At 34.8% G+C, this 26,400-nt stretch carries 17 protein-coding genes; all 17 read left to right on the top strand.

Going from position 1 to position 26,400, the window contains the following annotated elements; translation table 11 throughout:
* Positions 1-207: 207 nt before the first annotated feature.
* Entirely contained in the window at positions 208-2,568 is a 2,361-nt protein-coding gene (locus BD809_RS08205) for a multicopper oxidase domain-containing protein (RefSeq protein ID WP_148782527.1), read from the top strand.
* A 49-nt stretch (positions 2,569-2,617) separates the two neighbouring features.
* Positions 2,618-3,223, top strand: coding sequence for a DUF3347 domain-containing protein (locus BD809_RS08200; RefSeq protein ID WP_148782488.1), 606 nt, complete (start codon positions 2,618-2,620; stop codon positions 3,221-3,223).
* Positions 3,224-3,679 carry a heme-binding domain-containing protein gene (locus BD809_RS08195; RefSeq protein ID WP_148782487.1) on the top strand — a complete coding sequence of 152 codons (456 nt, stop codon included), beginning with the start codon at positions 3,224-3,226 and terminating at the stop codon, positions 3,677-3,679. It abuts the gene before it with no gap.
* A gap of 227 nt (positions 3,680-3,906) precedes the next feature.
* The gene (locus tag BD809_RS08190; protein ID WP_148782486.1) at positions 3,907-4,908 is read left to right on the top strand and encodes a potassium channel family protein; all 1,002 of its coding nucleotides are present in this window, start codon (positions 3,907-3,909) and stop codon (positions 4,906-4,908) included.
* 129 nt (positions 4,909-5,037) lie between these two features.
* The gene (locus BD809_RS08185; RefSeq protein WP_148782485.1) at positions 5,038-5,526 is read left to right on the top strand and encodes a DUF305 domain-containing protein; all 489 of its coding nucleotides are present in this window, start codon (positions 5,038-5,040) and stop codon (positions 5,524-5,526) included.
* Between the two features lie 383 nt (positions 5,527-5,909).
* Positions 5,910-7,490, top strand: a complete 1,581-nt coding sequence (locus BD809_RS08180) for a solute:sodium symporter family transporter (RefSeq protein WP_148782484.1) — start codon at positions 5,910-5,912, stop codon at positions 7,488-7,490.
* A gap of 57 nt (positions 7,491-7,547) precedes the next feature.
* The gene (locus tag BD809_RS08175; protein WP_148782483.1) at positions 7,548-10,298 is read left to right on the top strand and encodes a triple tyrosine motif-containing protein; all 2,751 of its coding nucleotides are present in this window, start codon (positions 7,548-7,550) and stop codon (positions 10,296-10,298) included.
* A gap of 249 nt (positions 10,299-10,547) precedes the next feature.
* Positions 10,548-13,568, top strand: coding sequence for a SusC/RagA family TonB-linked outer membrane protein (locus tag BD809_RS08170; protein ID WP_211356702.1), 3,021 nt, complete (start codon positions 10,548-10,550; stop codon positions 13,566-13,568).
* 3 nt (positions 13,569-13,571) lie between these two features.
* Positions 13,572-15,059, top strand: coding sequence for a RagB/SusD family nutrient uptake outer membrane protein (locus BD809_RS15750; RefSeq protein WP_211356701.1), 1,488 nt, complete (start codon positions 13,572-13,574; stop codon positions 15,057-15,059).
* A gap of 18 nt (positions 15,060-15,077) precedes the next feature.
* The gene (locus tag BD809_RS08165; RefSeq protein ID WP_148782482.1) at positions 15,078-16,685 is read left to right on the top strand and encodes a hypothetical protein; all 1,608 of its coding nucleotides are present in this window, start codon (positions 15,078-15,080) and stop codon (positions 16,683-16,685) included.
* 17 nt (positions 16,686-16,702) lie between these two features.
* Positions 16,703-18,328 (top strand): glycoside hydrolase family 16 protein, encoded by a 1,626-nt coding sequence (locus tag BD809_RS08160; RefSeq protein ID WP_170251825.1) that lies wholly within the window; start codon positions 16,703-16,705, stop codon positions 18,326-18,328.
* Positions 18,329-18,437: 109 nt separating this feature from the next.
* Complete coding sequence (gene bglX, locus BD809_RS08155) at positions 18,438-20,762, top strand: beta-glucosidase BglX (RefSeq protein ID WP_148782480.1); 2,325 nt, start codon at positions 18,438-18,440, stop codon at positions 20,760-20,762.
* Between the two features lie 1,027 nt (positions 20,763-21,789).
* Positions 21,790-22,500 (top strand): LytR/AlgR family response regulator transcription factor, encoded by a 711-nt coding sequence (locus tag BD809_RS08150; RefSeq protein WP_170251823.1) that lies wholly within the window; start codon positions 21,790-21,792, stop codon positions 22,498-22,500.
* 213 nt (positions 22,501-22,713) lie between these two features.
* Positions 22,714-22,872, top strand: a complete 159-nt coding sequence (locus BD809_RS15585; protein ID WP_170251821.1) for a hypothetical protein — start codon at positions 22,714-22,716, stop codon at positions 22,870-22,872.
* 177 nt (positions 22,873-23,049) lie between these two features.
* The gene (locus BD809_RS08145; protein WP_148782478.1) at positions 23,050-24,984 is read left to right on the top strand and encodes a tetratricopeptide repeat-containing sensor histidine kinase; all 1,935 of its coding nucleotides are present in this window, start codon (positions 23,050-23,052) and stop codon (positions 24,982-24,984) included.
* A gap of 10 nt (positions 24,985-24,994) precedes the next feature.
* The gene (locus tag BD809_RS08140; protein WP_148782477.1) at positions 24,995-25,678 is read left to right on the top strand and encodes a response regulator; all 684 of its coding nucleotides are present in this window, start codon (positions 24,995-24,997) and stop codon (positions 25,676-25,678) included.
* A gap of 179 nt (positions 25,679-25,857) precedes the next feature.
* Positions 25,858-26,385, top strand: a complete 528-nt coding sequence (locus BD809_RS08135) for a UpxY family transcription antiterminator (protein ID WP_148782476.1) — start codon at positions 25,858-25,860, stop codon at positions 26,383-26,385.
* Positions 26,386-26,400 lie beyond the last annotated feature (15 nt).

Genomic DNA, 26,400 nt, shown 5'->3' with positions numbered 1-26,400 from the left:
CATGAATTTGTAATTACTCTTTTCAGGAATTATATAAAACAAGTTTAATAGCTTTTAAATAAAATTAAAAAAGAACCATAAGTAACAAAAAAATCTATTCATTTTGATTTTGCCCTACATCTGAATCAAGTACTAAGGTAGTTTGTATAAAATAAAAACTACTATAAAATACTAGCGTTGTTAAAACATGTAATTGATAAGTATATGATGAAGAATATTAAAATAGAAATAAAAAAAGTGATGATGCTATTTTTCGTATGTACCACAGTTGGCACATTTGCACAGGAGATACTAATCACAGAGGGCAATGTAAATAATTTACCAGTAAAAGAGTACAGCTTAACATTGAATGAGATGGCTGTAAATAAGGCAGGAAAGCAGGTTAAAGGTATGACAATAAACAGGAGTATTCCAGGTCCTGTTTTGGAGTTTACCGAAGGTGAATATGCAGTTATTCATGTAAAAAATGAGATGAGTGTAGAAACTTCGATTCACTGGCATGGACTATTATTACCTAATTTTTATGACGGAGTTCCTTACTTAACAACACCGCCGATTGAACCGGGGCATACATTTACATATGAGTTTCCTATAAGACAATCTGGGACCTATTGGTATCATTCGCATACAATGCTGCAGGAACAAAGCGGAGTCTACGGTTCTATTGTCATACAACCCAAAGAGCAAACCTTGGAGTATGATAAAGAATTAGTTTTAATGTTGTCTGATTGGACCAACGAAAAACCGATGAATGTTCTTCGTAATTTAAAAAGAGGTAATGAATGGTATGGTATCAAAAAAGGAACTGCAACACCGCTTAATCAGGTGATTGGTAAGGGAGCTTTTGGAGCGCAACTCAATTTTTGGAAACAGCGCATGGAAGGGGCCGATATAGCGGATGTGTATTATCCTGCTTTTTTAATAAATGGAGAAGAACGAATAGAGTATCCCAACTTCAAACCTGGTGAAAAAGTACGCCTTCGAATTATAGATGGTGCGGCATCCACCTCTTTTTGGATGACTTTTGGTGGTGGTTCTCCGGTACTTGTGTCGTCAGACGGAGTAGATGTTATTCCAATTGAAAGACATAAAACTTTTATAGCTGTTGCCGAAACCTATGATTTTATCATAACAGTTCCCGATGAGGGAACGATAGAATTTAGAATTACGGCACAAGATGGATCCGGTCAGGCCTCTGCTTTTATTGGTAGTGGTAAAGTATTGCCAGCTATCGATATTCCAAAACCGGATAAAATTGAAATGATGCAAAAGATGGCAAAAATGGATATGAAGATGGGAGCGCATGCTTTAAAATTTCAACCCGATAAAGATGAACGATTTCAATTAAAACAAGAATATGGTATGCAGATGGATCATTCAAAAATGAATCCTACCCAAATGCCAGAAAAGGATGAAACTAACGATACACTTACCAAAAAGAAAAATGTTCAAGATTCTATGGAGATGGATCATTCAAAGATGCACCACTCCAAAGGGAAAGATACAAATACTAAGGATACTCAAATGGAGGGAATGGAGGATATGCAGGAAAAGGGTATGTTTTCTGAATACAACTATGACTATCTTAAATCCCCTCGAAAAACGCAGTATGATGCTTCTATTCCTGTAAATGATATTTTATTAAATCTAACAGGTAATATGAATCGTTATATCTGGAGTATGAATGGGGTGCCACTATCAGAAACTGATAAGATAAAGATAAAGGGAAATGAGATTACACGCATAACATTCAATAATCTGACCATGATGCACCATCCTATGCACTTGCACGGTCACTTTTTTAGAGTTATTAATGAGAATGGAGCATATTCACCGGTTAAGCATACGGTAAATGTGCCACCAATGCAGAAGGTGATAATAGAATTCTATGGAGATGAAGTAGGAGATTGGTTTTTTCACTGCCATATTCTCTATCATATGATGGGAGGTATGGCGCGTGTTATGAGCTATGATACGCCTAGAGATCCTAGAATGAATGAATATCCGGTGCAAAGTCTTATTGATGAAACCAACCAGTGGTATTCTTGGGGAATGGTGGATGTTGCATCCCATACAACCGGTGTTAATTTGATTACATCAAATATTAGAAACCAGTTTAACGCTACGTTTGAATATGGTTGGAATGAGAATTTAGAAGCTGAAATAACATATGAAAGATACTTCCATGATTATCTGCGCATTTTTGGAGGTGTAAATACAGAAAATGAAATGCCTGATAGTCTGGATCAATTTGAAACGACGGCGATCGTAGGAGTTCGTTATCTAACGCCCTATTTGTTTGATCTGGATGTACGAATTGATAATCAATTAAGACCTAGAATTGCATTGGGTAGAAGCATCATGTTATTTCCAAAACTATCTGTTTTTGGATATTACGAGTATCAATTAGATTTAGGATTCATCAATAATCTCCCAGGAAATAAAGATTTTATTTCAGAAACGGTGTGGAATGCTGGGGCAGAATATATGCTGTCTAAAAATTTATCATTAATGGCAAGTTACGATAATCGATATGGCGCCGGCGGTGGAGTATCGATCAGATTTTAAAATCATAATTACACAATAATAAAAATAATAATCAGTAAATACAATAAAAATGAAAAACTCAAAGATTACAACAGGAATTTTATCAATCGCAATAGCCACTTTTACAATTTCTTGTAAAGACGCTAAACAAGATCTAAATAAGGATCAAGAAAATCATTCAGAAATGAATCATGAGCGTACGAACGAACATCAGGATGCAGATAAGAAAGAAATGGCGATGTACACCAATCAAAGTGGTGATGCAGAGATTGTTTTGAAAGATTATTTTAACCTCAAAGACGCATTAGTAGGAGATAATAATGAAAAAGCAAAAGAGCTCGGAGTAACATTGGCCGAGAGTTTTAAGAATTTAGATGTCTCAAAATATACGGATGCTCAACAAACGGAATTAAAGGAAATCATAGAGGATGCCGTAGAACACGCAGAACATATATCGGATAGTGATATCAAGCATCAACGTGAACATTTCAAAACATTAAGTAAAGATGTAACCGATTTGGTCACTATAACTGGTACAACAAACATTTTGTACGAGCAGTTTTGTCCAATGTATGATGGGGGTAGTACTTGGTTAAGTATGAACAAAGAAGTACGCAACCCTTACTATGGTAGTTCAATGTTGAAGTGTGGTAAAATACAGAGGGAAATTAATTAAATGAAAGCTATTAAAATTATAGCAATTATTATAGTTACAGCGCTCGTGGGTATTCAATTTATACCCACAGAGCGCAATCAAATTGAAGGTAATCCACTTACAGATTTTAGGAATGTATATGAGGTGCCAGATACGATTCAACGCAGGTTAGAGGTTAGCTGTTATGACTGTCATAGCAACAATACTTATTATCCTTGGTATAGTAACCTACAACCAATTGCTTGGTTTCTTGAAACTCATATCAAAGAAGGAAAATCTGAATTAAATTTTAATGAATGGGGGCACTATTCGGACAGAAGAAAGAAGAGCAAGTTACGTTCAATAATAAAACAAGTTAAAAATAACGAGATGCCACTTGAGTCCTATACATTTATTCATGGTGATGCAGTGCTTACAACTAATGACAAAAAAAGACTGATTATTTACATGAATAAATTACAGGATAGTTTAGAATAAAATTCGTTATGACTAAGGGTCGAGGAAATGTAATAGTAAACCTTGAGCTGGTAACTATTCAGGATTAAAAATGCAAATTTGAATCTGAGCCTTTAGAAGTTAGTGAGATTGAAAAAATTATTAACAATTGAAGAATTAAAATTGTTTGGCTAAAATTAACTAAGAAAATACACGTAAGAAATTTGACGAGTTGCATCCATATTTTTCATACATCAAATTGATATTTTATGAATTATTTTTTATTGAGCTTTGGCATTTTTATCTATATAGTGGTCGTTAGTGATATGGTAATGACAACGCTCACTATGAAAGGTGGTGGTTGGTTAACAAGTAGACTCTCTCATTGTGTATGGAATTTAGCCTTACGTAGTTGTGGCAATGAAGGAAGATCAAATTTGTTGACTCACATTGGCTATCTATTACTTGTACTTATAGTATTGGTTTGGATTGGTTTGTTGAATTGTAGTTTTAGTTTAGTGTTAATAGCTCAAGATGATTCTGTAATTAATGCTAGCACTAAAGTACCTGCAAACATTTGGGAAAAAATTTATTATTCTGGTTTTGTATTATCCACGTTAGGAATAGGAGATTTTGTGGGATCCACCGTTATATGGCGAATAATTACGAATGTGTATGCTTTTACTGGGTTTGTTCTGATAACCATGTCGGTAACGTACTTTATACCGGTTCTGGGTGCTGTCAAAAAGCAACGAAAATTGGGTATCAATATAAGTGGTTTAGGACCAAGTCCACAAAAAATTATTTTAAATGGGTGGAACGGTGAAAATTTTGATTTTTTGAAGTTTCAATTGTTTAGCCTGTCAGATGATTTGGTTGAGCATAATCAAAATCACAGGGCTTATCCTATAATTCATTTTTTCCATAATAGCAAAAGTGATAATGCTATTATAATCCAGATAGCAGTTTTAAATGAAGTTATTCTTCTTTTTGAAAATTATATAAGAAAAGATATAACATTAAATAAAAATGATCTGTTGTCCATGCATTCTGCATTGAATAATTATGTAGATGTAATCAAAGAGGTAACTAGAGTAAAAATCGGGAAAACGCTAAGCAAAGATACACCCCATGAACTGTTGGCAGCAGAAGGACTCATAGTTGACAACAATGAAAGAATTGATCTAAATGAAACACTACGTAAAAACCAAAGGGTATTTCAATCGCTAATTGTACAAGACGGTTGGCAATGGGAAGAGGTTATAACATAAATAATTACTTATGATATGGTTATTTTAGAATTGAGATATTGTTCACTACATACGACAATATTTATATAAATAGTACGATTAAAAATTAAAATAAGGCTTAAATATTAATAATTATAAAATCAGAAAACAATGAATTCACACAAAGAAACAAACAGTAAAATGAGTAACAACAATTACACAAAATTTATTTTGATGCTCGCCGCATCCTTTATCGCGATGTATATAACGATGTATCTAAACACCTATGCAATCGACCATGTCTATTTTAGCCTTACTAGATTTTATATGAGTTGTTTAGGTATTTCAGCTATGGCAATCATTATGTTTGTGGCGATGCGCAGTATGTATCAAAATAAGAAAAAAAACATAGCCATTATTGCAGGTAGTATCCTTCTCTTTGTAGGAGCCTTAGGGTTAGTACGAGCACAAAAGCCCATCATCGGTGATATATTGTGGATGAGAGCGATGATACCGCATCACTCAATAGCCATTTTGACCAGTGAACGTGCCGATATTCAAGATCCGGAAGTTAAAAAATTAGCAGAGGATATCATCAAAGCTCAAAGAAAAGAAATTCAGGAAATGAAAGATATGATTAAACGTTTGGAGGAGCAATAACATTTGTCATAAACAAACTATAGAAAGACCATAATGCTTAATTATGGTTTTTTTTTAGAAAATTCAAACTGTTCCTTTATTAGTTGTCAATGCGTTTTACTTTTGAAGAATTGTTTAGTCCTAGTTAGTAATTCAATTCTAAATTATAAGTAATTTGGAAGAATATAGTTACTTCCTTAAAATTTCGTTGTCCTTTTTAATAATTGTATATTAAAAGACTTATCTAAGGAAGAACAATTATCAAGTTATAAATATCTTCTAAGCAGAAAATGCTATAAATACCTATACAAAAACTATACAACCGTAGTTTTTTAGTTTATTTTTAAGGGTTTAATACATAATAACAATAGTTTTAAGGATTATATAATTATTAAAATTTTAACATGGTTATTATTTCCTTCGTGGCATTTACTCTTTTGGTTGCTATTATCTCCTATGTTGCTACCTTAAAAACAGATGAAACCTCATCAGATGGCTTTTTTCTAGGCGGTCGTAGTTTAACAGCTGTGGTAATTGCAGGATCTTTATTATTGACTAATTTATCAACAGAGCAAATAGTGGGTCTCAATGGCCAATCCTTTGCAGAAGGGATATTGGTGATGGCTTGGGAAACGTTGGCAGCGGTAGCTATGGTTATTACTGCAATTTTTTTATTACCAAGATACCTAAAGGGTGGTATTACCACAGTTCCTCAATTTCTGGAGAGAAGATATGATACTACAACAAAAGCGATCACATCAGGATTGTTTTTAACGGGATATGTTGTGGTGTTATTACCTATTGTGTTATACTCAGGATCCTTAGCGATTAGTACCATGTTTGATTTACCAGGCATGTTAGATATATCTAAAGGGGCTTCTATTTGGGTATGCGTCGTAGGAATTGGGGTCATAGGATCTATATACGCCATATTTGGAGGTTTAAAAGCGGTCGCTGTTTCTGATACACTTAATGCCGTAGGGCTTCTTGTTGGGGGTATTATGATACCGGTATTTGGCTTGTTAGAAATAGGAAATGGAAGCATCACTGAAGGAGTTGAAATTATCATGAGTACTAACCCTGAAAAATTTAAAGTATTAGGCAGTGATAATTCTTCAGTTCCCTTTGCTACGATATTCACGGGAATGATGCTCGTTCAATTGTTTTACTGGGGTACTAATCAGGCTATCATACAAAGAGCTTTAGGTGCTAAAAATTTAAAAGAAGGACAGAAAGGGTTATTACTAGCTTCGTTTATAAAAATATTGGGACCTATTATCGTAGTATTACCGGGGATTATTGCCTTTCACATGTTTGGAGCAACCTTAACCAATGCTGATGAAGCATATCCTACCTTAGTGAGTAAAGTACTGCCGTTATCGTTAGTCGGCTTTTTTGCTGCCGTTTTATTCGGTGCTATTTTAAGTTCTTTTAACAGTGCATTAAACAGTTCTGTGACACTCTTTGGAGTAGATCTTTATAAACAGTACATAAATAAACAGGCTACAGAGAAGCAAACTGTCAAAGCAGGAAAATTATTCGGTGTTGGATTAGCTATTCTGGCAATCGGAATCGCCCCATTAATCGCAAATGCACCCGATGGATTATTTGGGTATTTACAGCAAGTTAACGGATGTTATAGCATACCAATCCTTACTATTATCATTGTGGGTTATTTGACGAGACGAGTTCCTGCAATTGCAGCCAAAATTGCAATCGTCCTAGGAGCAACTTTATATTTGGTATATGTCATTCTGGATGCTACTATTTTGAAAGGTGCATTTCCTCACTTTCTCCACGTAATGGCTATTCTTTTTGTTGTCAATATACTTATCATGTTAATAATTGGTAAATTGTATCCGAGAGAAGAAGCGTATGTACAACAGTATACCAAAGAAGTGGATATTACTCCTTGGAGGTATACCAAAACAGTAGGAGCTGTAATATGTGTCATTGTGATAGCTATCTACGTATATTTTAGATAATTGACTGTTCAAAAAAAAATAAATTTTTCCTTTTTGTTCCTACTATCGTTAATCACGATGGCGCAGGAACTTCCGCCAATTGAGAAATATTTACCCGAAAGTTATGAAGGCGAAACTCAAAACTGGTCCATATCTCAAGCTACAAATAAGAATATTTATATCGCCAATAACGAAGGCTTGTTAGAGTTTAACGGGGCTGATTGGACGTTGTATCCGACACCCAACAGGACTGTGATGAGATCTGTTAATGTAGTGGATGACCGTATATACACGGGTTGTTATATGAATTTTGGCTATTGGAAAAAAAACGATTTAGGAAAATTAAAGTATATATCCATTAGTGATACCATCAAGGATCAATTAATCGAAGATGAGCAGTTTTGGGGCATCGTATATCAGGATAACTGGGTGCTTTTTCAGTCACTCCAAAGGATTTACATGTATAATACGACTACTCAAAACATTACAATCATTGACTCGCAGTCTGGGATACGTAGTATATTTAATGTTGACGGTATAATTTATTATCAGGATTTAGTAAAAGGTATTTTCAGAATAGAAAAGGGTAAACCCATTCTGGTTACTAATTCTCAAGTATTGGCAAATGATAAAGTTGTAAGTATTTCAGGTACTCAAAATAATCTTTTAATACTGACGAGTAATAACGGTTTCTATAGATATACCCCAGATAGTTTTAGCAAGTGGGCTATTGCAGCAGATGAAGTGTTACGGGGATCAAAGATATATAGTGGAATACAGCTTAAAAATGAAAATTTAGTTTTAGGAACAATCTCCAAAGGCATAATTTATCTTTCATCAACGGGAGATGTTTTATATCAAATTGACCAGAACAAAGGGTTGAGCAATAATACGGTATTATCTGTTTATGAAGATATCGAAAGGAATGTTTGGATAGGTCTTGATAATGGGATCAATTGTATAAATATTACATCACCAATTACACTCTTTAATGATGAAAAAGGGAATTTAGGGACTGTATATGCTTCAGTTATTTTTAACGACCATTTGTATTTGGGTACCAATCAAGGCTTATTTTATAAAAAAGTTGATACTGAGGATACTTTTCAATTTGTTAAAGGTACGAACGGACAAGTTTGGAGTCTTTTTGTATATGATGACACCTTGTTTTGCGGTCATGATTCAGGCACTTTTATCATTGATAAAAACGAATCTGAGTTAGTATCTGAGATTACGGGAGCATGGAATTTTAAAACCATACCTGGGCAGCCAAACAATTTGTTACAGGGAACCTATAGCGGATTGAGTATTTTAGAAAAAACAGGTAATAGCTGGAGTTTTAAACATGTGATTGAAGGATTTAATTATTCGGCAAGGTATGTTGAAGTAGAGGATAAAACGATTTGGGTAAATCATGAGTATAGAGGCCTCTTCAAACTCACTATGGATGATCAATTTTCAAAAATAATTGATATAGTTGAAGACTTTTCAATAGAAAAAGGTAGGAATTCGAACATTTTAAAGTTTGAGGAGAATATTCTGTATACGCATGAAACAGGTATTTATTCTTACAATAAACAAAAAAAAATCTTCGAGCAAGAATATCTGATAAGTAAAAATTCAGATACCAAAAAAGAGTATATAGGTAAGTTGATAACTGATAATATTGGCGGGCTATGGAGTTTTTCTGACGATTATTTAGGTTATATTTCTTATGATCAGTTTTCAGAAAAATTGCAATTGATAGAAGTAGCTATTCCGAGATCACTTCGAAAAGAAATGTTTGGTTTTGAAAATATCACCTATATAAAGCAGGACTCCTATCTATTAGGAACAACAAATGGCTATATGATTATAGAATTGTCCAGAATAAATTTTAAAAAGTATAGCATTTTTTTAAATAAAATAGAAGGTAAAAATAAAGGATCAGCCTTTGAGACCATCTCATTGTTACAAGAAGAACCAACTTTTGAATCTCAGCGTAACACTTTCAAGATTTCGTATACTGTTCCGGAATACGACAAGTTTTTAATTACTAAATTTCAGTATAAGCTAGAAGGGTTTTATGAGCATTGGAGTGGTTGGAGCACAAATTCAACTACTACTTTTGAGAACCTTCCATTTGGTAGTTATACCTTTAAGGTAAGAGCTAAGACAGGAAATATTTTGTCCGATAATACTGCATCTTATAGCTTTAATATAGCCAGACCATGGTATTTTTCAATGACCGCAATTTTCATGTATAGTTTGGTTTTAATAGGAGTTTTATTTCTTACTCATAAAGCTTACAAAAATTATTACGCAAAACAAAAACAAAAATTAGTAGAGTATAATAAAAGACAATTAGCGTTAAAAGCCTTAGAGAGCGAAAGAGAAATCATGAAGTTGAATAATGAAAAGCTTATGCAGGATGTTGAAAGTAAGAATCGTGAACTTGCTACATCCACCATGAACATTATTAAGAAAAACGAAATACTGAATACTATTAAAAAAGAACTTCAAAAATCTGAAGCCGAACGGAGCGGTTTGACCAATGTAGAACGAATAATTGATAGAAACCTCAATAATAAAGATGACTGGAGACATTTTGAAGAAGCCTTTAATAACGTAGATAAGGATTTCTTAAAAAAGCTAAAAGTTAAACACGACAAGTTAACACCAAATGACTTAAGATTTTGCACCTACCTAAGATTGAACCTGTCTTCAAAAGAAATCGCACCTTTATTGAATATCTCTGTTAGAAGTGTAGAAATCAAACGTTACAGACTTAGAAAAAAACTTGATCTAAAACACGAAGAAAGTCTAGTTAATTATATTTTAGATATTTAACACTACATCATAATCTTATTTTACCACAACATTACCTATACTCTAACGTTGTAGTTGCGCTCAAACAGGATGATTCTGTCTAGTTTTAACAGTTTAAAATAGCTATTTTTTTAAGCAAATACAGCGATTATGATAAATTTTATCATAATTATTTGATATTTATTCACTAGTGTTGATTTTTTGTTGTGGTGGTTTTTAACAGTTTCTTAATCATTGTATATACATTTGAGTAATCAAATAATACTATTTATGAAAGTTATATACTTCTTATTAGCTGTGTTTCTAACAACGTTCTCCTACGCACAGGAAATTCAAGTACAGGGAAATGTAAAGGATAACGATGGATTAAATTTACCAGGAGTAAATATTATAGTCAAGAACACAAATAAAGGGGAGGTTACCGACTTTGATGGAAATTATAGTATTGGTAATATTTCCAGAGGAGACATTCTGATTTTTTCTTACTTAGGCTTTGCTAGTAAAGAAATTACCGTTGGTAACAATACTACTATTAATGTTATTTTGGAGGAGGATAGCGAATCTCTTGAACAAGTTGTTGTTATTGGTTATGGTACACAAACTAAAAAAGAAATTACCGGGGCAGTCTCAATTGTTTCCTCAGAGACTATTGAAAAATTAAATGTAGTTCAGGTCGAACAGGCACTACAAGGACAAGTCGCAGGGGTAAATATTACTTCACAATCCGGAGCACCGGGAAGCAACGCAACAATTTCCATTCGAGGAGTTTCTACGAATGGTGATAACCGTCCGTTGATTTTGGTTGATGGTAACGTGATAGAAGATCTGAGCGTTTTGAACCCAAATGATATAGAAAGTATTAATGTATTAAAAGATGCTACAGCTGGTATTTATGGTGTGCGAGCAGCTAATGGGGTTATTTTGATAACTACCAAAACGGGACGTAGAGATCAGGAGCTGAAGTTTGAGTTTGATTCCTATGCTGGTTTTCAGGAAACTACCCGAAAGATACCGGTACTCAACGCTACCGAATATGGACTTATAATAAATGAATCGTTTACCGCTGGAGGTGGTTCCCCTCAATTTTCTAATATCTCTCTATTAGGAGAAGGTACAGACTGGCAGGATGAAGTGTTTAAAACAGCTGCAATTTCAAGTGTGAATTTAAACGCTTCAGGTGGTACTAAAAAGTCTACTTACTCAGGCGGTTTATCCTACCTTACTCAGGATGGTATTGTAGGAAGAGGAAAAGCCGGATTTGATCGTTTAACCGCAAGATTAAACTATGGGTTTCAGATCACTGAAAATTTGAAGTTGACAACTACTGGAATTTTTACCAGAACAAATAGAAAAACACTTCCAGAAAATGCTTTAGGATCGGTACTATTTAATGCACTTAACATGACGCCCATCTTATCAGTTTACGACCAAAATGGAGATTTTACAATTGCCGAAGGATTGGGGAATGAAGTAATTAATCCTTTAGCTCAAATAGAAAATACATTCAATGACAGTCAGGTGAATAAAATTGCTGCAACTATTGGCCTACAATATAAGTTTTTCAATGATTTTACGGCAGAAACCAGATTTCAAGCGAATTATGCAGATGTAGAGAGTATAACCTTTGCTCCAGAGGTCTTCTATGGATCCGGTAAGGTTTTTAACATTGATAGAAACAGAGTCACAGAAACAGATAATTATTTTAGAGATTATACGTGGGATAATTTTTTAAAATATGAAACAGTGATAAAAGAGGATCATGATATAAAGGTACTTTTAGGAATGTCCGTTTTTCAAACCACAGGTTTATTTAATGAATTAACCGGATTTGAAATTCCTGGAAATTCTTTTGATAATGCATCTATAGCGAATGCTGTTGATATTGCCGATAGGTATGTTAATGGGGGAGATGAATTTGATGCGCGGTTATTATCCTATTTTTCGAGATTGCAATATAGCTATAAAGGGAAATATTTACTATCTGCAGTTATAAGAAGAGATGGGTCTACGAAGTTTGGCCCCAAAAATAAGTTTGGATATTTTCCTTCGGCATCTGTAGGATGGGTAGTGTCTGATGAAGCTTTCCTTGCAGAAAACAACTATTTGAACTTTTTAAAATTAAGAGGTAGTTATGGAATTATTGGTAATGATAGAATTGAGGATTATCGATTTGTTTCGTTATTAAATGGTCAGGGGCGTTATGTAATTAACGGAGAGGTTGTTGATGGCAAAGCTATCGGGGCGCTTTCAAATCCTGAGATTAAATGGGAATTACAAAAGACACTAGATATAGGATTCGATGCAAAATTTTGGAAAAACAAATTTGACATAACTTTTGATTATTTTGTAAGACGTACAGAAGACCTATTACTTCAAACCCCTGTGGCTGGTATTCTCGGCGTACAGGCTCCCGGATCCGCAGTTCCTTTTGTGAATGCAGGAACTATTGAAAACAAGGGATATGAATTTGCAATAGCATTTAATGATAACTTTTCTGAAGATTTTGAATTCAATGCAAGCTTTAATATGACTGTATTAAAAAATGAGGTTATTGAGGTATCAGGAGAGAATAGTTTTGTAGAAGCTGGCAATTTTGGTGTAGGCACAAGTTTACCACCTTCCCGTATGGAAGCAGGTAAACCTATTGGGTATTTTTATGGATTACAAACCGACGGTATATTTCAAAGCCAGGCAGAAGTAGATGCGCATGCTACGCAGGTGAATGCCGCGCCTGGCGATTTACGTTACGTGGATATAAATAACGATGGTCTAATTGATTCTGAAGATCGAGTAGACATTGGCGATCCTATACCAGATGTTACCATGGGACTCAATATCGGATTTAGATTCAAAAATCTGGATTTCAGTTCGTATACTTTTGCCTCCATTGGCAATGATATGATTCGTAATTATGAGCGTAATCAAAATCTTGTGAATCGTAGAAATGCTTCTTTAGGTCGATGGACGGGAGAAGGAACAACCAATGACTTTCCAAGAGTCACCACCAGCGCAAATTCTAATGGTCTGTTTTCTGATTTCTATGTAGAAGATGCTTCGTATGTTAGAATACAAAATGTACAATTGGGATATACGATCAATGACAAGTTTATGGATGTTATGGGCATAGATAAGTTCAGAATTTATGCTTCGGTAAATAATTTGTACACGTTTACAGAATATCAAGGCTACGATCCATCAGCTTCATCGGGAGATCCTATTGGTGGAGGTATTGATCAAGGCTTTTATCCAGTACCCAGGACTTACTTGGTAGGTGTTAACCTTAAATTTTAAAAAATGAAAAAGATGAAATATATAGTGAAATCCGCAATCTTTTTTATGACAATGTCTGTCTTATTCTCTTGTAGTGATGACTTTGTAGACGTGGCTTCACCTGATCCAAACTCAGAGGATTTTTTTAATACAGAACAGGAGTATCAGGATGCTCTAATCGGAGCTTATGATTTATTGCAATCCACCTATCTTAATGTTATGCTAGGTGAGATAGCTTCAGATAATACCATAGCGGGAGGAGAAAGCGCATCTGATGTACCGGGAATACAAGAAGTGGATAAGATGGAGCACACTTCGGTGAATGCCCAGCTCAGAGATATTTGGAACTGGATGTTTGCCGGAATAAACAGAGCAAATTATATTATGGAATTTCAGAACAAAATTGATTTTTCTGGGAAAGAGCAAATTATTGCTCAAACCCGTTTCCTCAGAGCCTATTACTATTTCGAATTAGTAAAATGGTTTGGTGATGTGCCGTTAGCGATTGATAAAAGAATTCTTTTTGGGGAAGAAAGTGGGATTGAACGCACCCCCAAAGAGGTTGTTTATACTCAGATTGAAGAAGATTTACTATTCGCCGGAGCTAATTTACCTGCAACACAGGCAGAAGCAGGTAGAGTGACGTCAGGTGCAGCCCGAGCTTTATTAGGAAAAGTTTATTTGTACCAGGATAAATTTTCTGAAGCAGCAGCGGTTCTGGACCAAGTAATAGCGGGACCTTACGATTTGGTAGCAGACTATAATTCTATTTTTGAACAAGAAGGAGAGAATAACATAGAATCTGTTTTCGAAGTGCAGTACGACGATAATTTTCCAGGAGCCGGTTTTGATTGCCTGCAATGTAGTGAAGGGAATGTAGCAGTTGGGTTTAATGGAATACGTAATTACACGGGGCCGCTATTTGAATCTGGCTTTAGTTTTAACTTGCCAAGACAAGAAGTAGTGGATGCATTTGAAACCGGAGATATCAGAAAAGATGTGGCGATTCTGGATATTGAAGCGTGGGCGGAAGAGACAGGAGCAACATATTCTATTGGATATCAAACAGGTTTCGAAGTTGGACATACAGGATATTACAATCGCAAATACATAGCACGTCAAGGGGACCTTAATACCGGAGACCCAAACCTCACAAACCCTAACAATTACCGTGCAATTCGATTTGCAGATGTATTATTAATGGCTGCAGAAGCACATAACAGAAAGTCCCCAAGTAATGATGGGCAGGCACTTATTTATCTAAATAGAGTGCGCAATAGAGCACAATTACCGGATGTTACCGCTACAGGGAATGCACTAACAAATGCTATTTATCAGGAAAGAAGAGTAGAATTGGTTGGTGAAGGACATCGCTTTTTTGACTTGGTTAGAACCGGAAGAGCGGCTCAGGAAATAGAAGGTTTTATGACAGGAAAACACGAAGTATTTCCTATACCGCTAATAGAAATCCAATTAGCTGGAAATAGTTGGGAGCAAAACCCAGGATATTAAAATATAAAATAGAATAAAATGAAATTTTTTAAACACACATTCAGATTATTTCTTTTGCTATTGATCATTCAAGGATGTAACGACGACGATAATTTCGATTACCTTAATAAAGTGGATGCACCTGCAAATATAGCTGCTGCTATCCAGCTGACTCAGGATAATACCGGGTTAGTAACCATTACTCCAAAGGGAGATGGCGTGGTATCCTTTGATATATACTTTGGAGATGAAACTGAGGCACCAGTTAACATACAACTGGGAGAGGTGATAACGCATGCATATACAGAAGGAACCTATGATCTAAGGATAATCGGTATAGGAATTACAGGATTAAAAACAGAAGCAATTCAACAAGTTGTAATATCCTTTAATGCTCCCGAAAACTTAGAGGTTGTGATCGCAAATGATGAAGCTACCTCCAAACAGGTAAATGTTACTGCAACCGCGGATTATGCGATGTCTTTTGACGTGTATTTCGGAGAAGAAGGAAATGATGCTCCTGTATCTGCTACTATCGGTGAAGTAGCATCGTATACCTACCAACAACCGGGAACTTATACAATTAAAGTGGTAGCAAAAGGAGGAGCTATCGCTACTACTGAGTATTCTGAAGTATTTGAAGTTACAGAAATTCTACAACCGGTGGCATCTGCACCAACCCCGCCCGCAAGAGCCGCTCAAGACGTAATGTCAGTATTTAGTGCTGCTTATACTGATGAACCGGGAACCGACTATTTTCCGGATTGGGGTCAAGGAAGCCAGGGTAGTAGTTGGTCGTTATTTGATCTTAATGGCGATGCAATGCTACAATACATAAATTTAAGTTATCAGGGTATTCAATTTGGAGCAGCTGTAGATGTTAGTGCTATGGAATTCTTTCATATGGACGTATGGACGTCTGGAGACGTAACTGCAATCGAAACATCACTTATTAGTCAAACAAATGGTGAAAAGCCTTTTTCTAATGATTTGGTCGCTGGGCAATGGACAGCTATTGATATTCCTATTTCAGCATTTACAGATCAAGGACTTACAGTAGCAGATATTCATCAGTTAAAATTTGTTGGAACTCCCTGGGCAGAAGGAACAGTTTTTATAGATAATATTTATTTTTATAAAGGAAGCGCACAGACGGTTACAGCAGCACCAACACCTACTGTAGCGGCAGCAAATGTCATTTCTATGTTTAGTGATGCATACACAGATGTTACCGTAGATACATGGCGTACTTCATGGTCAGATGCTGTATTAGAAGATGTGACAGTAGAAGGTAATGCAACAAAAAAATACAGTGCTTTAAATTTTGTGGGAATTGAAACCACTTCGGCACCTATCGATGCAACGGCTATGACGCATTTTCATACCGATGTATGGTCAGATGATTTCACAGAATTTAAAATAAAACTAGTAGACTTTGGTGCTGACGGACTTTTTCAAGGTGGTGATGATGTAGAGCATGAAATCACTATCTCAAATCCGGCAGTAGGAGAATGGGTTAGTTTAGCTATTCCACTGTCAGATTTTACTGGATTAACCACAAGAGCCAATATAGCACAATTAATTTATGTTGGATCTCCTACAGGAGCTACAACCGTGTATATTGACAATGTATATTTTCATAACTAATGGTAATAAATAAAAGTATGAGCTCAATAATAAATATAAAATACCTCCTGGGAACGATTATTTTTCTCTTAATAGGCTGTCAAGAAGATGACGTGTCAGTAGGAGCAATAATCGCTCCTACCAATATACAAGTCACAGCAGATATAGTAGGTTCAGATGAGAGCAATCCAAATGGCGACGGTAGCGGCACAGTGATTTTTAAAGCCAATGCAGAAAATGCCATAGCTTACCAATTTGTATATAACGGCAATGTGCAATCATCGCCATCTGGAATACAGGAGTATACTTTCGGAAACACCGGGCTGAGTACCTATCAGGTAACTGTTATAGCGGTAGGGGCTGGTGGCGTGTCATCAAGTACTACGGTTGAGGTAGATGTTTTGGTGCTATATGAACCTCCTATCGAATTAATAACGATGTTAACTACGGGTTCGTGGAGAATAAAAAGTGAGGTTCAAGGACATTTTGGTTTAGGACCCGTTGAAGGTGAAGAACCGGGACAATTTTTCTCTGCACCACCAAATAGTAAAGAAAATGTAGGTATGTATGACGATCGCTATATTTTTGGGGAAGATGCAACATTTACCCATATTACAAATAATGAAAATGATGATCCAACGTTGAATCCTGAAGGTACTGTCTTTGGCAGGATAGACCTAATTGATGAATTAGCGGGACCGGGTACAGGAACCGTTGATGGCGCCGATGTATTAAATTATCCGTATAGTGATTACACAGGTTCTTGGGCAATTAGTGCACCAGGAGGCGTGGAGACCATTAGCTTAACTGGTACCTCATTTATCGGTTATTATACCGGAGGCAACCATAAGTATGAGCTTTATAAGTACGCAGAACAACCCGCAAACGAATTAATTCTGAGAACCACAGACGGAAATAACGAATTTGACTGGTGGTTTATAATTACCAATAAAGAAGAAAGTTTTCAAACTACATTTAATTCCTTATTGTGGTCTGATGAGTTTGATGTAGAGGGAGCTCCAAATTCTGCGAACTGGTCGTATGATTTAGGAACAGGAACCAATGGTTGGGGTAATGGAGAAGCTCAGACTTATACAAATGATCCGGGTAATGTTTCTGTGCAGGGAGGACTGCTTAGGATAACAGCAAAAGCAGAAAACGGGGGTTATACCTCAGCCAGAATAAAAACAGAGAATTTATTCTCGTTTACTTATGGTAGAGTGGAGATACGTGCAAGATTACCTGTTGGAGGAGGAACTTGGCCTGCACTCTGGATGTTGGGAGCTAATTTTGAAACGATAGGATGGCCGGCTTGTGGTGAGATGGACATTATGGAACATGTAGGGAATAATCAGAATAACATATCAAGCGCTTTGCATTTTCCTGAGAATAATGGAGGAAACGCAATTGTCAAAGAAATAACTGTTCCTGGAGTTTCTACTGATTTTCATGCTTATAGTGTGGATTGGACACCAGAAGAAATAGTTTTTTTAGTAGATAATCAGGTATATCATAGATTTCAGAATACAACAGCAACGCCGTTTTACGAAAAAGACTTTTTTTTAATACTGAATCTGGCTATGGGAGGTAATTTGGGAGGTGCTATTGACCCTGCCTTTGTATCATCTTCCCTGGAAGTTGACTATGTAAGAGTATATCAATAGAACTTTTTTATCAGCCATTTATAACGTACAAGTTGGTAGGATGGGGTTATTTATTGTAATGATACCCCTCAACCTAACATTTCAAAACCGCTTAAATCCTATACTTTATATGAGAAATAAAATCTTTATTATCATAGCAATTGCTTTGCTTACTTTGACGGCCAGTTTTGTACAAACACATCCTGTAAGTAAAAGACCATCTTCAAGTTCGAATACCGATGTCATTAGTATTGATAGTGATGTGGATCGAAAAGTTGATTCGTTACTTTCTCTAATGACATTAGAAGAAAAAATAGGGCAGATGAATCAGTACAACGGTTTTTGGGATGTAACAGGTCCTAAACCAAAAGACGGTATGGCTGCAAAAAAATATGAGCATCTACGTAAAGGCTGGGTAGGATCGATGTTGAATGTTCGCGGCGTAGAAGAAGTACTTTCGGTACAAAAAATTGCTGTAGAAGAGTCACGACTGGGCATTCCGCTAATTATTGGGTTTGATGTGATTCATGGTTATAAAACGATGAGTCCAATTCCCTTGGCAGAGGCTGCTAGCTGGGATTTACAAGCTATACAAAAATCTGCTGAGGTCGCGGCAGATGAAGCTTCGGCAGCTGGAATTAACTGGACATTTGCTCCTATGGTAGACATATCCAGAGACGCCCGGTGGGGACGTGTCATGGAAGGAGCAGGCGAGGATCCCTTTCTAGGGGCTAAGATCGCCATAGCACGTGTAAAAGGCTTTCAGGGAGAGGATCTATCTAAAAACAATACGATTGCAGCATGTGCCAAACATTTTGCTGGCTATGGATTTGCCGAAGCAGGCAGAGACTATAATACAGTGGATATTGGAACCTCTACCTTACATAATATTATTTTTCCTCCTTTTAAAGCGGCCACTCAGGCTGGAGTGAAAACTTTTATGAACGCGTTTAACGAACTTAATGGTATTCCTGCGACGGGTAATAAATTTCTACAACGTGATATCTTAAAGGACGCTTGGAATTTTGATGGTTTCATGGTTTCGGATTGGGGTTCTATTACCGAAATGATAGCTCATGGCCATGCAAAAGATGGAAAAACAGCAGCAGAAATTGCTGTTAAGGCAGGATCCGATATGGATATGGAGTCTTATTTGTACGTGGAGCATTTGGCAAGTCTGGTACAGGAAGGTAGTGTTCAAGAAAGCACGATTAATGATGCTGTAAGAAGGATTTTGAAGGTAAAGTATGAATTAGGTTTGTTTGATGATCCTTATCGCTACTGTAATAAAGAAAGAGAACGCACAGTTATAGGTAGTAAAGCCAATCAAGAGGCTGTTCTGGATATCGCAAAAAAATCCATTGTATTATTAAAAAATGAGAAGCAACTATTACCACTTAAGAAGGAAGGTCAAAAAATAGCACTTATCGGTGCGTTGGCGAGCGATAAAAATAGTCCGTTGGGTAGTTGGAGAATAGGGGCAGATGACGATACAGCCGTATCGGTGTTAGAAGGAATGCAGGAATACAAAGGAAATACATTGATGTACGCCAAGGGTGCGGATGTGTCTGTAGGTAAAACGGCTTTTATAAAGAAAGTAAAGATCAATGCTACAGATACAAGTGAATTTAACGAAGCACTAAAAGCAGCGCAACAAGCTGATGTAGTGGTGATGGTTTTGGGAGAAGTTGGTTTTCAGAGTGGAGAGGGAAGAAGCAGAACAGAACTAGATTTACCGGGAGTCCAACAGGAATTATTAGAAGAAGTATATAAAGTAAACAAGAATATTGTTTTAATACTTAATAACGGTCGTCCTTTAGCTATCAACTGGGCAGATAAGCATGTGCCTGCAATTGTCGAAGCTTGGCATTTAGGTTCGCAAAGTGGGCATGCAATTGCTCAAGTGTTGTACGGGGATTACAATCCTAGCGGAAAATTACCGATGACGTTTCCTCGGCATATAGGTCAAACGCCTATGTATTATAATTATAAAAATACAGGGAGACCTGTAGAACCTGATCCCGATGTTGTTTTTTGGTCGCATTACTCAGATCAGAAAAATAGTCCGTTGTATGCATTTGGTCATGGCTTAAGCTATACTACCTTCGCATATGAACATCTAGAAGTTATCCCCGTAAACACTTCACATAAAGCGCCAAAAATTGAAGTTGCTGTGAATGTTACAAATTCTGGTGATTGTGAAGGCAAAGAAGTCGTTCAATTGTACATAAGAGACCTTTTTGCCAGTATAACCAGACCGGTTAAAGAATTAAAGGGTTTTGAAATGATTTCATTACAACCCGGTGAAAAAAAGAAAGTCCGCTTTGTATTGGACAGCACTACCTTGGGCTTTTATGATAATGATGGTCATTGGGTCCTAGAGCCTGGGGAGTTTAATGTATTTGTTGGAGGAAGTTCGGACACAACTATAAAATCTAATTTTGAAATACAATAACAAGAGCTGCAGGAAAACCTGAAGTATATATTATTTATGATGTTTATTGCTTACAGAAATTCGATAGGAGTAATCTAACCAAATAATTTTGATGGAACTCAGTCAGATACCCCTTGTTTGTCAACTACGATAATATTTATAACATCTAGTTAATATAACATGAGCCCCTCCCTATAAACAGGTCCTATTAAAATTGGAGAATTCAGGACGAATAATTCTTTAACTTTGAATACCTAATTGCTTTTGAAAGGATTCAAGTATTCTTAGTCGCAGATTGTATTTACAATTAAATAGGTGGAAACGGGTATAGGTATCCAAGAGTTCTACCGAAAGGAGGGAATCAGCGAGCCCACCTTTTACAATTGGAAGAAGAAATGCCGTGAACCAGACGTATTGTAACTATGCAGACTGAAGAAGCTTAAAGGGGAGAACTCGCTGTTAAAGAAACTGGGCGTCGTCTTTAGTTTGCGAGTAACAGATCCTATAGGACGTGCCTACAATAGTACTGAGACAGTCCCGAAAACGCCGGATAGTCCGTTAACATCGGGATGGAGTATAATATTTCCATTCAGCGTTGCTGCATTTTAATATTGCTTTATAAGGCGTAAGATTGTTTTTTACTTCAAGGCCGAGAGAGGGCATATCGATGAGCTACTCTGCATGCGGATGTACGAGATAACCTCATTAAGCGTACTCTATGGGGCATAACGAATCCATATCCTGTTGAGAAGGGAAGTCTTCATATTCAACCACAATCGTATGTATTTGGTTTATTGCTTGGAAAGTTTGAAACTAAGAAGTAAGCGCCCAAAACGAAGTCGTATGGGTGTACATAGACACTCAAGTTAGGAACAAGAATTAAAAAACAATAGTTTTAAGCTTTAATATCTTTAAATTTTTATTAAGGTCTAAATAACCTATTTCTCCAAAAAAGTAAGCCTCAACCTTATTTATTGTATCCTAAGTCCATACTCATTATTCTTTTTGTGTTTTTAAATTGCTTCAAAAAGTTAACGTGGTAGACTGTTTGATAATTGATAAAGATAAAAAGGCCGTTGAAACCATAAAAGCGGTGTGTGAGGATTTTACTGAACTATCATATAGTGTGATAAAAGAGAATCAGGAAGTTGCTTTAAACACTATTCTCAAAAAAAAACCAGAAGTTATTTTTATCAATATTGATTCAACCGAAATCAATTTTTTAGAATTTCTTTTTGAATTATCACAATATAGTGAATATCAACCCTTTTTTGTAGCGCTTTCCACTTCAAAAGAGAAAGCGTTTGATTCGTATAAGTATAATTTTTCAGACTTTCTATTGAAGCCTTTAAATGAGCTCTCCATAAGAAAGAGTCTTCTAAAATATCAAAAGAAGCATCAATTTGATGAAATCGAAACCATTTGTTTAAAATCTTATAAGGATTATCAATATTTAAATATAGAGGATATTTTATACTTAAAGGCAGATAATAATACTACAGATTTTCATATGGCTAATGGTAGAATTATAAGAGCCTATAAAACACTAAAAATTTTTGAAAATTTATTACCTCAAACTTTTTTGAGAATTCACAAAAGTTATATCATAAATATACATTGTATTTCTCGAATTCATTATGGAAAATCTGTATGTATCATTAATAATGAACATAAAATCCCCTTTACTAAAACCTTTATAACTAATATAGACTTGATAAATCAAGTTTTATTGAAAAATACGATGCTCACTTTAAACTAACTTTACCATAGTAAAGTAGCGTTTCACTCGCAGATTAATAGCATTCACTAAAAACATGTTTTTTTTATAGTTAGCATATAGTTAGCTCTCTATTTTAGCCAATGAATATTCTTAAGATTGCGATTAAAAAGCAATCAATTGTGCACAATTTTAGAATTATAAGGCTGTGTTTTACTGCCTATAAACTTTGTTTAATCTTAAAATTCAAAAAACATGAAAACCTTAAAATCAATTTTTTTCTTATTTCTGTTCTCAACAATTGTCTACTCTTGTACACCAGAGGAAACTGAAGACTATTCAACCAATACGATTGATAATACACAAGCAACAGGTGATGATAGTGCTACTACTGATGATGGAAGTAAAGATTGAAACTCAGATAACAAAATCAGCCTTTAATTTAATAATTAGAGGCTTTTTTATAGATTTGTCTAAAACACAAATTATTTGAGTTGTAATCGAATATATCAGATATTATTTATATCACTATCAGTTAGTTTTATTAACCAATCTTGTGTTCATAATAATGAAAGAGTCAACACCGAGTTGTTGAATACTGCAAACGATAGTGTTAATTCTTGGATCAACGCTGCAAAGAATTCTTCATATTCTAAAATAACAAGAAAACAGTTCCTCAAAAAATCTTATCAAAGTATAAAATCTTCAAAAATTGACACTTCACAGGTTTCAAATTTAAGTGTTATAGCATATCAAAGTTTAAAACTTGGAGATACCTTACTTTTTAAAAAACAAAATAAAGAAGCTCTTAGTATTGCTAAAAAATTTAATGATTCATTTGCATTGGGTGATGTGCATTGGAATTATGCAAGCTATTACAACAAAAAGCAAGTGTATGATTCTGCATTCTATCATTTTAATTTAGCACATACCTATTTTGATAAAAGCGGGCATTTATATGAGTCTGCAAAGACTCAATATGGTATGGCTTTTACTAAAGGGCGTTTTAAGGATTATTCAGGTAGTGAAGTATTAACGTTTAAAGCAATTAACAAATTTGAAACATTAGAAAACTATAAGTCTTTGGCCTCATGTTACGATCACCTAGGTCAATTACAAAATGATATATATGAGTATGATAGAGCCTTGTTATACTATAACAAAGCAATAGAATATTCTAATAAGGTGGCAGGTAATCACTATTTGAAAGAAGCTATTCTTAACAACATTGGAATTGCATTATTAAGAAAAAAGGAGTACGCCAAAGCAGCAAGTTACTTTAGTAAAGTGTTAGAAAACGAGAATATTAAGTCACAAAACATAAGTCACTATGCTAGAGTTTTAAGTAATAAGGCATACGGTAATCTTTTAATGAGAGATACAATTGATATTGCTCAATATTTGAAAGAAGCTTTGCATATTAGGGACAGTTTAAATGATAAAGGAGGTATCATAATTAGTAAAATTCACTTAGCCCATTATTATGTCTACAAACAAGATACCGCTGCTGCTATCAGTTTGGTGAAGGAAGCAAATAGTTTAGCAGAAAAAATTAAGAACAGCAGAGACTATCTAGAAACCTTATCTTTATTAGCACAATTAGATATCAAAAATGCTGTAGAACATCTAAAAAAACATATTCAATTTAGTGATAGCTTACAAACGGTAGAACGTAAAATTCAAAATAAGTTTATGCGGATTTCTTATGAAACCGATGAATATATAGAAGAAACTGAACGCTTATCACAGAAAATAATCTGGGTATTACTAACTAGCTTTGGACTAATTTTAACTTTAGGATTACTGTATTTTATAAAGATTCAAAATGCAAAAACAGAAAAATTACTATTAGAAAACGAGCAACAGAAAGCGAACGAACAAGTCTATCTTATCACCTTAAAACAGCAAGAAGAATTAGAAAAGGAAAAAATTGGAGAGCGTAATAGAATTGCTGAAGAATTACATGATGGTATATTGAGCAAATTATTCGGGACAAGAGTAGGTCTTGGCTTTTTAGACTTTGAATGCGATGAAAATATAAGGAAACAGCATCAATTATTTTTAGAAGAATTGCAAATTATAGAAAAGGAGATAAGAGAAGTGTCTCATCAACTAAGTAACAATATCGATAGCTCGCAGATTGGTTTTTCTAAAATTATTTATAACCTCATAGAAAGTAAATGTAAAATAGGAAATTTCAAATATGAACTTGATTTTGATGAGCATATCAATTGGCAAAAAATTAATGAAGTTATTAAAGTAAACCTATATAGAATTATACAAGAAGCTTTATTAAATATTATTAAATATGCTTCTGCTAAAAATTTAACTGTATCTTTTAAATACAATAACAGAAATTTGGTTATAATAATAAAAGACGATGGTCTTGGTTTTGACGCAAAACAAAAGAAAAAAGGTATTGGAATAAAAAACATGAAATCCAGAGTTAAAAAAATAAATGGCGTATTTTATCTCCATTCCAAGCTAAATGAAGGTACTACAATAAAAATTCAAGTTCCTATTTAAATTATCAAAAATGGAAAACAAAGAATATTCAGTTCTTATTATAGATGACCATCCTTTAATTACAGATGCTTATAAATCTGCTTTTAATTACTATAGCAAACTAAATGAGTCTATTGTATTTTCAATAGTAACAGCTCAAGATTGTGATAGTGCTTTTAAGTTAATCAAAGAATTTTCTAAAAGTGAGAAAAACCTTGAGATTGTTTTTTTAGATATTAAGTTGCCACCATCGATAGATGGTGAGATTTTATCAGGAGAGGATTTGGGCTTGAGAATAAACAAAATGTTACCGGATACAAAAATTATTGTATCTACTACATTTAACGATAACTATCGTGTACATAGTATTTTTAAAAATTTAAACCCCGATGGTTTCTTGATTAAAAATGATATTACACCAAAAGAGCTTATAGAAGCGATTGACACTATTTTAAATGATCCGCCTTATTACAGTAAAACAGTTATAAAATTACTTCGCAAGCAAGTTTCAAACGATTTTTTACTGGATAATATTGATAGGAAAATTTTATATGAGTTATCTATCGGAACAAAAATGAAAGATCTTCCCAATATTTTACCACTTTCTATAGCAGGCATAGAAAAAAGAAAACGGCAACTAAAACAAATTTTTAATATTATAAGCTCCGATGATAAGGAGCTTCTCCATATAGCCAAAGAAAAGGGTTTTATATAGTTTAGTAACCCAAACAGAAAAAAGTAAGGATCATCCTTACTTTTTTTATTCCATATATTTTCCAAAGACTACATTAATTGAATAGTTTTGAAACAGACAAACCTTAGCATATTTTTAAGAAAATGTGACTCAAGGAAGCGTAGCTTTTATAAACCTTCCATATTAAACCAAATATTTTGATGAAATTCTTTACAAAAGGATGGCACGTTATCTATGTGAAATCTCGACAGGAAAGAAAAGTGTATGATTCACTAATGAAAATGTCCATAGAGTCGTTCTTGCCTCTCGTTAAAACTGTACGACAATGGAGTGATAGAAAAAAAACAATAGAAATACCTCTTTTCCCCTCTTATGTATTTGTTAATATTCATTCTTCGTTGGATTTCTATAGAGCATTATCTGTAGAAGGAGCATGTGCTTATATACGTTTTGGAAACGATTACGCGGTGGTTAGGGATAGTGAAATTGAAAAAGTAAGAATTCTCTTAAATATTGATGGAGTAACAGATATTGCGACCACAGAGGTTTTGCCTAAAGTTGGGGAGATTCGTAAAGTAGAATATGGTCCATTAGTTGGATTAGAATGTGAAGTTCTTCGAGTTGATAATAAAGATATGATTTTGGTTCGAATAGATTCGCTTGACAAAAATATTTCAGCAACTCTCTCTTCAAGCATATTGTCAGATTGTATATCAAGTGCCATTTGAAAAAAAAAGATTTCA

It is taken from the genome of Aquimarina intermedia (genome assembly GCF_008124785.1).
Classification (GTDB): domain Bacteria; phylum Bacteroidota; class Bacteroidia; order Flavobacteriales; family Flavobacteriaceae; genus Aquimarina; species Aquimarina intermedia.
Note: the sequence above shows the minus strand (reverse complement) of the source record. Positions and strands in the feature narration are given on the sequence as shown.